Origin of the sequence: Mesorhizobium jarvisii, assembly GCF_003601985.1 — a bacterium.
Taxonomy (GTDB): Bacteria; Pseudomonadota; Alphaproteobacteria; order Rhizobiales; family Rhizobiaceae; genus Mesorhizobium; species Mesorhizobium jarvisii.
The window spans coordinates 1-442 of record NZ_QZXA01000034.1 but is presented as its reverse complement, the minus strand read 5'-3'; the positions used below and the strand labels follow the sequence as shown (position 1 = coordinate 442).

The following is a 442-nucleotide window of genomic DNA, read 5'->3' as shown; positions in this document are numbered from 1 at the left end:
CGACCGGGGCAACCGGCGCAACTGGCTCGACCGGGGCAACCGGCGCAACTGGCTCGACCGGCGCCACCGGCTCGACAGGAGCAACCGGCGCAACCGGCTCGACCGGAGCGACTGGCTCGACCGGAGCAACCGGCTCGACTGGCGCAACCGGCTCGACCGGGGCAACTGGCTCGACCGGCGCGACCGGAGCAACCGGCTCGACCGGAGCGACTGGCTCGACCGGAGCAACCGGCTCGACCGGAGCGACTGGCTCGACAGGGGCAACCGGTTCGACTGGCGCCACTGGCTCGACAGGGGCAACTGGCTCGACCGGCTCGACCGGGGCGACCGGCTCGACAGGCTCGACCGGGGCGACCGGCTCGACCGGAGCAACCGGTTCGACTGGCGCCACTGGCTCGACAGGAGCAACTGGCTCGACCGGCGCGACAGGCTCGACCGGCGC

1 pseudogene is annotated in these 442 nt (G+C 73.5%); it reads left to right on the top strand.

Going from position 1 to position 442, the window contains the following annotated elements:
- Positions 1-442 (top strand): annotated as a pseudogene (locus D3242_RS33175) (hypothetical protein); the annotation flags it as partial.